Annotated in this window: 1 protein-coding gene; it reads right to left on the bottom strand. The window is 64.3% G+C overall.

The features are described 5' to 3' along the window. Window positions 1-829: transposase (locus ACGLHR_RS51920; protein ID WP_400103941.1), on the bottom strand; the 829-nt coding region annotated here is incomplete at both ends.

Below are 829 nucleotides of genomic sequence, written 5' to 3'. Positions count from 1 at the left end.
TGAAACAGCGGTTCTATGCCCCAGCGGCGCGCGTACAACTGCACGATCTCCTGGGCGCTCAAGTCCGTTTCGCTCGCGAGCAGCAGACGGGGCTTGGTCCAGGCCTGTTTCTTCGCATCGAAGAACTGGCACCAGACGGCACGCACCAACGCGCCCTTGAGGAAGCGCGCGCGGGCCTCGGCAGAGCGCAGGCGAACCTGCTGGTCTTTGCCATAGAGCGGCATGCGCAGTTCGATCGCGGGCAGTGCTTCGATGGCCTCGGCGTTCAGGCGCTCGCCATAGATGCGCTTGCGACCACGTCTGGGTGTGGTTGGCGGTGGCGGCACGAGAAACAGCGCGGTGTCGATGCGCGCCTGTCCAATCACGTGCATTTGTCTGCGCAGCAAAGGCAATACCAGGCGGGCGCGCATGAACCACGAATCGAACAGTACGCGCACCGGCTTGTTGGCCACGCCCGCCAGAGAGCGGACCAGCACCAGCGCGATTTTCAGCTTGTTGCGATTGCCGGTGTTTGGCACCAGCCGCGAGAGAATTGGCAGCACCAGGTTGACCCCGCCGTTGCCCAGCGCGCTCACGCCCAGCGTAACCCAGCACTGGGCCCGCATGAATTGCGGCCGATTGATCTTGCGGCTGTGGTCGTGGCGATACGCGCAACCGGGCGCCTGCTCCGAGGAGCGCGGCACCAGCGTATCGTCGATGACCAGTGTCAGCACATCGCATGGCAGCACTGTGAGCACCAGCAAGAACAATTGGCGGGCCAAACGCACGGTGCGCAAGCTGCCGCGCCCGAGAAGCTTGTAGTAGGTCGTCCAGTGCCTGCGTCGCGCGA

The organism is Cupriavidus sp. CuC1 (assembly GCF_044627735.1).
Classification (GTDB): Bacteria; Pseudomonadota; Gammaproteobacteria; order Burkholderiales; family Burkholderiaceae; genus Cupriavidus; species Cupriavidus ulmosensis.
The sequence above is the reverse complement of the archived record's forward strand: the minus strand, read 5'-3'. Positions and strand labels throughout refer to the sequence as shown.